Genomic DNA, 8594 nt, shown 5'->3' on the forward strand with positions numbered 1-8594 from the left:
AGATAAAGGAATGTGACTGGAGTTCAGACGTGTGCTCTTCCGATCTGAACGTCTCGGAGTAGAAGAGGGTGAGTACATCGAATCGACGATGGTGACCCGTGCGGTTGAAAAAGCGCAGAAAAAAGTCGAAAACATGCATTTCGAAGGGCGTAAGCATATCGTTGAATACGATGATGTTGCGAATGAACAGCGTAAAATCGTCTATAAATTCCGCGGCGAATTGTTAGATCCTGCCTATAAAATCGCAGATAAGATCGAATCGATCCGAGAAGAGTATGTTGATCGGACGATCGCACTGTGCGGTATTTTCGATGGGATGATCGAAGAAGAGATCGATTTGGATCGGCTTGTGTTGATGCTCAAAGAAGAACTCAACTGTACGATAGAGAGTTCGCTCTATGCCGAAAAAGGGTTTGATTATCTGCGCGAGACGACTCTCAATGCCCTTAAAGCCGAATATGATGAAAAAATGTCGGTTGTCGACGAAAAACTTCGCTCGGAGATTGAGCGGGAGATTTATCTCAAAACGCTTGATACGGCGTGGCGCGAACATCTTTACCAAATGGACAGCATGAAAACAGGTATCCGTCTGCGTGCCTACAATCAAAAAGATCCGTTGGTCGAGTATAAAAAAGAGAGTTACAACCTTTTCAGCGAATTGGTCGAGACGATCAAATACGATACGATTAAAACCCTTCACGTAATCCGTTTCAAAGTGGAAAGTGCCGAGGAAGAAGCCGAAGCATTTGCACGCCAAATGGAGCTTGAAAAAAAGCAGGAAGCGTTTCGAATGAGTCTGAATCATCAGGAACATGATAATGACGACAAAAAAATTGCCCGCAATGACGACTGTCCGTGCGGAAGCGGTTTGAAATACAAAAACTGCTGCGGCAAATCGGGACCTAAAAAAGGGGTATTTGCCTCTTGAATATCGTCTCTTACCTCGTCAAACGATTTTTGCGCTTTGACAAAGAGCAACCCTTTATCTTTCTTTCCGCACTCCTCGCATTCTCCGGAATCGCACTGGGGGTGATGGTTCTCATCATTGCTATGGCACTTATGAACGGTTTTGACAACGAGTTCAAAAAAAAGCTTACGGTGATGAATTACCCTATGACAATTCAGCCAAAATTTTATGCGACCTGCGATGAAGCGTTGGTAGAAGATTTACGAAAAAAATTCCCCGATCTTTCATTCAGCCCTTATATCAATTCGGCGATCCTATCACGAAAAGGGGATTTGATGGAGGGGGGGTACCTCTTCGGCGTCGATTTTGCGCAAGAAGCGAAAGTTAATGCGGTCGTCGCAGCCGGTCTGAAAAACGGCACGCCTAAAGGGTTTGACGTCATGGTCGGAAAAGCGCTTAAAGAGGAATATTCCCTTTCGCAAAACGAAAAACTGACCTATGTTTTTACCCAAATGGAACCGGGCGGGCTGGCATTGACGCCAAAAATCAAACGCTTCAAAGTCGTTTCAACATTCGATTCGGGGCTCAGTGCGTACGACAAAGGGTTTTCTTATACGTCGATCGATGCACTGCAGCGTGTTTTAGGTATCCCTTCGTATCTGTATGACGGCATCCATGTCTATTCTCCGAATCCGGAGGCCGATATTAAACGTGTCGCGTCGTATTTGCCGGATACGGTATCGATTCGCGGATGGTGGGAAGACAACGGCAACTTTTTTGCTGCACTGAAAATGGAAAAAATGTCTTTGTTCATCGTATTGATGCTCATTATCCTGATTGCGGCAATCAACATTATCTCTTCACTGCTGATGACGGTGATGAACCGCCGCAGCGAAATCGCTCTATTGATCTCTCTGGGTGCTTCGAAACAAGAGGTTAAAAAAGTCTTTTTAATTCTGGGGATAGTAATCGGCGTCCTCGGGATAGCGACGGGAGCTGTTTTCGGCTTTATCGGGATGTGGGTATTGGGAACGTTCGATATCATTTCCCTTCCGGCCGATGTCTATCCAACCTCGACTTTGCCGCTGGATTTAAGTGCAGTCGATTTTTTCTCGATCATTGTGGGTGCGTTTGTCATCGTCTTGCTTTCGTCGTGGTATCCGGCAAAAAAAGCCTCAGAAGTCGACGTATTGACGGTTTTACGCAATGAGTAGAGGTCAATCTCACTTTATGCGGCAATTTGATCGCTTAATTTCGGTTTTGTAGAATCACACTCATGAAACGAAAATATTGGCGTTATCTGCTTTTACTTTGGTTCACGGTCTCCATGAACCTTGTCAATACCCATGTTCACCACGATTTGCATGAACATAACGATTGTGTCAAATGTTTCGTTCATAATCATTTGGGCGACGCCGATCTGCCTCAGACGCATGCGATTGTATTCGAACCTCTATTCTCCGATGATATCGAGAATCGTCCCTCTGTCCGCGTCGATAATTCTTACCACTCCTTTATTAATCCTCGCGCCCCTCCTTTTTCGGTCTGATTTTCTATAACTATTCACTAAACCATTATCATATTTTGGAGCAACTATGGCTAAATTATTATGGCTCTCCATTGCCTGTGCAACCGTGCTCAGCGCCAATGAAAGCGAGCTTGAACTATTAAAACAACAGATGTCCGCATTGCATGAGCAGATGATGCAGATGCAGCAAAAAATCGCTGTTCTGGAAAATACGGCAAAAATGCAAGCAACGAATACATTGCAGGATGAGACTTTAACCTCTATGGTACAAAATGATCAAAAAACAGCTCAGACGACGATGCTGCCGGATATTGCGGTTATTTTGAACGGCGGATATACCTCGCGAAGCGTTTCAAAAGATGCGTATGCGGCTGCAACGATTCCGGGGTTTGTTAACGATATGGAAGTACCGTTCAACGCGAAAAACGGATTTAATTTTAATTATGCCGAAGTGGCGATGAGTTCGACCGTCGATCCGTTTTTGGATGCGAGTGCGATTTTTCATATCGACGGAAGCGGCGGTATAGAGGTAGAGGAAGCTTATTTTACGACACGCGCATTGGACTATGGTTTCAAAGCAAAGGCGGGAAAATTCAAAAGTGCTTTCGGTCGTGTCAATGAAAAACATCACCATGCCTGGAATTTCGAGGATCAGGAACTTATTAACTATGTTTTGTTCGGTCCTGAAGGTTTGGGTGGAGAAGGGGGCCAGATACAGTGGGTCGCACCCACGCCGTTTTATCTGATGGCCGGCTTCGAGCTTTTCGACGGTAATCCGGAGCAGGGATTCAGTGCCAAAGAGTCGGCGACAACAGGGGTAGGATATCTGAAAATGTCACAAACTCTCGGCAAAGCTACGGTATTGGCAGGTCTCAGCTATGCTCAGGGAAAATCGGAAGTTCAGAATCTTGATCTTTCCGGAGAACCGATTGCCAATAGCTACACCGATTACGGGCAGACCCGTATATACGGTGCCGATCTGACAGTCGAATATCCTCTGGGGGCATTTAGTTCGTTGATATGGCAGAACGAGTGGATGCAACGTGATCAAGACGCAGAAGCTCAAACGCAGAAGCAAGCCGGATTTTACAGTGAACTGCTGTATCGCATGGATGGAAATTGGGCCAGCGGTATCCGATACGATGACCTGTATCGAAACGTCGCCGGTGCGCCGGACGATTTAAACCGTTTCAGTGCAAAACTCGAATATAAACCGTTTGAATTCTCCCGATTCCGACTTCAGTACAATCATGACCGCTCTAAGGCGTTTGACGATGAACGTAAGACGGTGCACGAAGTATTGCTGAACTATACTCTTGAGCTCGGTGCCCACGGCGCTCATGCTTTTTAAGGAAAAACAATGAAAAGAATATTATTGATACTTTTGTTTGCCGTACCGATGTTCGCGTCGGTACATGTCACGGCCGCTTATCCCTATATCGGAGAATTGGTCAAAACCATCGGCGGAAATAAAACACAAGTGAGCGTATTGGGCACATCGTCGTCCGATCCTCATTTTGTTGTGCCGCGTCCGTCATTCATCGGAGTTCTTCGTCAAAGTGATTTATTGATTTTGAACGGGGGGGGACTGGAGATAGGATGGATTCCTCCGTTGTTGTCTCAGGCCAATAATCCCAAAATCATTCAGGGTTCCAGCGGCTATTTCGATCTCTCCAAATACGTCAAAACGATAGATAAGCCTGCATCCCTTTCCCGTGCTCAAGGGGATGTACACGCCGACGGGAATCCTCACTACGCACTTGATCCATATAACATTCCGATTTTGGCAAAAGTGATTATGTTAAAACTTTCCGAGATCGATCCTGCGGAAAAAGCCTTTTATAGAGCCAATTACGATGCATTTGCCGCACGTTGGAAAGAAAAATTGACTCAATGGGAACAGCAGATGGCACCGTGCCGAAACAGCGAGGCGGTACAGTATCATGAACTCTTTAGCTATTTTTTAAATCGCTACGGCATTCGCACGGCGGATACCATCGAGCCGCTTCCTGGAATCTCCCCAAGTTCCCGTCATACGATGGAGTTGATTTCGCTAATGCGTGATCGCCGTATCGGTCTCATCGTTCAGGATACGTATCATGAACCGAAAACGGCGCAGTTTATCGCCGATAAAACGGGTGCGAAAGTGGTTTCTCTTCCTTATGATGTCGGAACGGGAGCTAAAGATCTTGAATCGCTTTTTGACATCATGAGTTCGCAGATATGTCGGCATTAGAGATTCTTTGGCCGGTACTCGCCCTGACTTTTGTCATGGTGGGAATTCATACTCTTTTTGGATTGGAAATTCTCCGCAGGGGGGTGATTTTTACCGATCTGGCCGTAGGCCAGGTCGCTGCGGTAGGCATAGCAGTGAGCAGCGCTTTTTTAGGGGGAGAACATCAGGCCATATTGAGTCTGGTATTTTCGTTTGCGGCGGCGTTGCTTATCGCTTATGTCAGTCGCCACAGCCGCCATATCGAAGCGTTTATCGGTCTTTTGTATGCAATGGGAGCTTCGGCTGTGATGATTGTCCTTTCGCAGGGAAGCGAAGGGGACGAACTCTTTAAACGATTGATGGCTAATGATATTTTATTCGTCGGTTCAGGCGACATACTTCAAGCGGTGGCCGTCTATGGTGTGATTTGCTTATTGTACTGGGGCTTGTATTCACGTTTAAGCGGCTTTGTACGGGAACTCTTTTTCTTTTCTTTGTTGTCCCTGATGGTGACGACATCCGTTCCGCTCGCAGGTGTTTTAGTGGTGTTTACGCTTTTGATCGCGCCGGCATACGTCGCATTGCTTCAGAAACGCTTCATACCTGTTTATTTTGGATGGATGTACGGCTGGGGATTTATCGCAAGTGCACTCTATTTGTCGTATAGAAACGATTGGCCGACGGGATACAGTATCGTGTTTGTGGGGACGTTCGTGACGTTGTTGATCGTTTTATGGCTTGAAAGAGCCAGAGAGGTTAAGAAAAGATAATCCGATTGGGATTATTTCTTTTTCTCATCCGGAAGCATCCATAAAAACGGATAGACCAAAGTCCGTTTGAGGATATTAAACGGTGCGGTAACGATCTCTTTCGCGATTGCGGTATGTACCTGCGGATCATCGAGTTTGCCGTTGAGCGTCAGAGTCGTCGATACGGAACCGTCATCTCCGAACAGGATGTATCCGACCATGGGAACTTTTCCGATCGCCGACCCTAGATCGGTTTTGAGCGTCAGTGTTCCGTTAATATTCTCAGCTTTCATATCCGCAGTACCCTCACCGACCATTTTGATCTCTTTGGAGTCTAAGAGAAAGTTATCGACTTTGAGAAGCCCTTTGTTGTAAACAAAATGGGCGTATCCTTCTTCGACCGGAAGCCCTTTCGTATTATAATTCGGCAGAGAGAAAGTCGCTAGGGAGGGGACGGTATTGATAAATGCGAGGACATTGTTTAATACCTTGTAATCCTTGAGGATGGTTTTTTCGATACGCATCAAACCGTCAAACGATTCGGCTTCCCCCTTGGCTTCAAACGAAAATCTCCCTCCGCTAAAGTCGCTTAGAGCGAACAGATGTTCCATAAATACGTCGTTGAAACCGATTCCGTTGATCGAGAAAATACCTTTACGGATTTTAAGTACGGCATTTCCGTCACGATGCTGCAATGAGGCATCCATATTGCTGCCGTTTAGCGTTGCATTCATGGTATCGGCGATAATTTTACGTTCTTTCATCAGATACAGATAGGTATTGGAAATCGTGATATTAATCGGGATCGAATCCGTAGAAGGAGATGAAGCGGATTCGGTAGAAGCGGAAGAGTGAGCCGATAAAAATTTAAACAGCTGCGGTATATTGACGCCGATGTTTTTTCCGCTGACATCGATGGTATTTGCACTTCGATCGATCACAAGGCGGTCATTAACCCTGATTTTACTCATTCCGTCCTGATAGGTGCCGCTGTAGCGGTAGTGCGATACCGGAGTGTCGTTAATGACCATCAGCGCATACGGATAATCGATCTCGCCGTTGAAACTGTAACGCGACGTAGCTCCGGTGTAAAAAATATTCAAATATCCGTTGTCGATATCGTATCGGCGTAAAATAGGAGATTTTTGAGAAAGCAGCCGAATATCGCCGATAGACATTTTCCATCCGTTCGTGATCGTCGTAAAACGGGTTTTAAGCGCTTCGGCATTTAAGACGATCTCTTCTCCCGATAGGTCGGCATCGAGCGTAACGGTATCTTGAGTATCGACCAGCGGCAGGAGCTTGGGATTCAATGCGACCATGTTGCTGATATCGATATTCCCTTTTTTGGTATCCAAACGGTAAAAACCGCTGAATTTTCCTTTGAGCAGGTCACCTAAAACTGTTTCGATGTGGCTGAAAGCGATTTCATCGCCGTCGAACTCGGCACTGAAAGGGGAGATAAGGAGCGGTAGTTTGTGGATCGACCAGACAGAGGCATCGGGAGTACCGAAGCGGGCTATACTGCCGTCGTAGCGTATGTTAATATTGAACGGAGCGTTACGAAGCTGGATTTCACCCAGATGAAACTCCTGAATCCCTATTTTGATATCGGACTTTTGCTTTGATCCGTCAAAGAGAGCGCTGATTTTACCGCTGGCGGTATTCGAAATAGAAAACGGAATATTATGGATAGCGGTTGAGGCATTGTGGTAATCAAACGGTGCTCTAAAACCGTTGACCTGCAATGTTTCACCCAGTATGTTCCATTGGGAAGGGAGAAAATCGAGACTGTCCCCTTCCGGAGCGATTATATAGGAAACATGCAGCGGTTCTCGAGGACTTTTGAGTGAAAAATAGTTTTTATTGCCTAACGGAGAGACGTCATAGGCATCGATGGAGACGATTCCCCGATCTTTGGAAGCATTGTATTCGCCTCTGACTTTCGCGGTGGCGAGTCCTTTGCCGTAAGAAGCGATAAAGTCGTCAAAGGTTACGCGGGCATTATCGAGTCTGACGATTCCCCCTTGTGCATGAAGCGCAATTTTGTCGAGAGTAAAATCGGATGGGGAGGGACGAAAATTTCCCTGCGCAGTAGTATCGAGCGTATGAAGGTTGATCGAAAGATTCAAATCGACGGCACAATCACCCGTCATCTGTTTGAGCGGAACGTTTATTTTATAGAAGCGCAATAACGAGAGAATCGGATCGTTCAGCATTGCATGATCGGTATCGATATGGGCTTCGAGCATCGTGTGCGGTGTCGTAAAATCGATAAAAAGATTACTTTTTTCGGTAGGTAGGGTATAGAACGTTCCTCTTTGAGGAGAAATATAGAGTTTTCCCCGGTGAAAAGAGAGAAATACTTCAGGTGCTTTGATCGGATCAAAACCTTGTGCGAAGGTATATTCTCCATTTGCAACCGTTGCTTCGATCCGGAGTTCGGTTAACAGCTCTTCGGGCGTATCGTAATGAAATGTACCGTGAGCGCTGTTAAGTGTTATTGATGTCGCTTTCGCGTATTCGACGATCCATGGCTGTACTTCAGGATCGATGCCGAAAAAATCGACCAACGGCTTTACCGTATTGATCGTTCCTTCTGCTAAAGCGGAAAAACCGAATGTATCGGTATCGCCTTGAAAGCGTATTTTGAGATTCGGAGTGTCAGGCAACCGAAGAGTGATATCTCCTTGCAACTTTTGTTGAGGAAGATTGACGCGTAATGAGCCGGAGAGATTGGCATCGGCAAAAGTAAATGGGGGGAGGGTGAGATCAAAACGTGCCGGATCGAGCCTAAATGAGCCTTTGCAGGTATAGTTACCCTCTTGCAAGAGTATTTCGCCTATTTCTCCTCGCTGATATCGGATCGAAGTTTCCAGTGTTTTATAGCGGAGAGTTTGAATGTGGATGGAATAGACCCATTGCTCGATCGAACGCACAACCGGAGGCAATTTGGAAAGCGGTTTCAGGGTAAAAGGTTCCGAAGATTTTTCCATGTCGCTTAGATCGATGTTTCCAATGACGATTCGTAATGAATCGTCCCATTTGAGATATAATTTCTCGATCGTAACACCCTTGAATCTTAGGTGATCGATTTGAAATCCTTCTAGCAGAGCAAGAAAAATGAAAAAACCAAGCAAAAAAACGGTTGCAAAAAAAAGAACGAGATTTCTATGGATTCTGGGGATTGTTTTG

At 45.8% G+C, this 8594-nt stretch carries 6 protein-coding genes; 5 read left to right on the forward strand and 1 reads right to left on the reverse strand.

Annotation, left to right across the window (positions count from 1 at the left end; genetic code table 11):
* The first annotated feature begins 924 nt into the window (after window positions 1–924).
* The 5 genes from Q0389_RS09015 to Q0389_RS09035 all read left to right on the forward strand — a co-directional run bounded on the left by Q0389_RS09015 (window position 925) and on the right by Q0389_RS09035 (window position 5420).
* Complete coding sequence (locus Q0389_RS09015; RefSeq protein WP_298693627.1) at window positions 925–2121, forward strand: ABC transporter permease; 1197 nt, start codon at window positions 925–927, stop codon at window positions 2119–2121.
* Window positions 2122–2183: 62 nt separating this feature from the next.
* The gene (locus Q0389_RS09020; protein WP_298693628.1) at window positions 2184–2456 is read left to right on the forward strand and encodes a hypothetical protein; all 273 of its coding nucleotides are present in this window, start codon (window positions 2184–2186) and stop codon (window positions 2454–2456) included.
* A gap of 46 nt (window positions 2457–2502) precedes the next feature.
* Window positions 2503–3786: a hypothetical protein gene (locus Q0389_RS09025; RefSeq protein ID WP_298693629.1), complete on the forward strand. Its 1284-nt coding sequence runs from the start codon at window positions 2503–2505 to the stop codon at window positions 3784–3786.
* Window positions 3787–3795: 9 nt separating this feature from the next.
* Window positions 3796–4671, forward strand: a complete 876-nt coding sequence (locus Q0389_RS09030) for a metal ABC transporter substrate-binding protein (protein WP_298693631.1) — start codon at window positions 3796–3798, stop codon at window positions 4669–4671.
* Window positions 4659–5420: a metal ABC transporter permease gene (locus Q0389_RS09035; protein WP_298693633.1), complete on the forward strand. Its 762-nt coding sequence runs from the start codon at window positions 4659–4661 to the stop codon at window positions 5418–5420. Before Q0389_RS09030 ends, Q0389_RS09035 begins: the two co-directional genes overlap by 13 nt.
* A gap of 11 nt (window positions 5421–5431) precedes the next feature.
* Here the strand turns inward: Q0389_RS09035 and Q0389_RS09040 are convergent.
* Window positions 5432–8594 (reverse strand): AsmA-like C-terminal domain-containing protein (locus tag Q0389_RS09040; protein WP_298693635.1); only part of this gene is annotated, 3163 nt, incomplete at its 5' end.

The sequence above is a fragment of the uncultured Sulfuricurvum sp. genome (assembly GCF_937936435.1).
Taxonomy (GTDB): Bacteria; Campylobacterota; Campylobacteria; order Campylobacterales; family Sulfurimonadaceae; genus Sulfuricurvum.

Bases quoted from the DNA above. Each gene is read 5' to 3' on its own strand.
- Q0389_RS09035 (WP_298693633.1), top strand. From the start codon at position 4,659: ATGTCGGCATTAGAGATTCTTTGGCCGGTACTCGCCCTGACTTTTGTC.
- Q0389_RS09030 (WP_298693631.1), top strand. From the start codon at position 3,796: ATGAAAAGAATATTATTGATACTTTTGTTTGCCGTACCGATGTTCGCG.
- Q0389_RS09020 (WP_298693628.1), top strand. From the start codon at position 2,184: ATGAAACGAAAATATTGGCGTTATCTGCTTTTACTTTGGTTCACGGTC.
- Q0389_RS09025 (WP_298693629.1), top strand. From the start codon at position 2,503: ATGGCTAAATTATTATGGCTCTCCATTGCCTGTGCAACCGTGCTCAGC.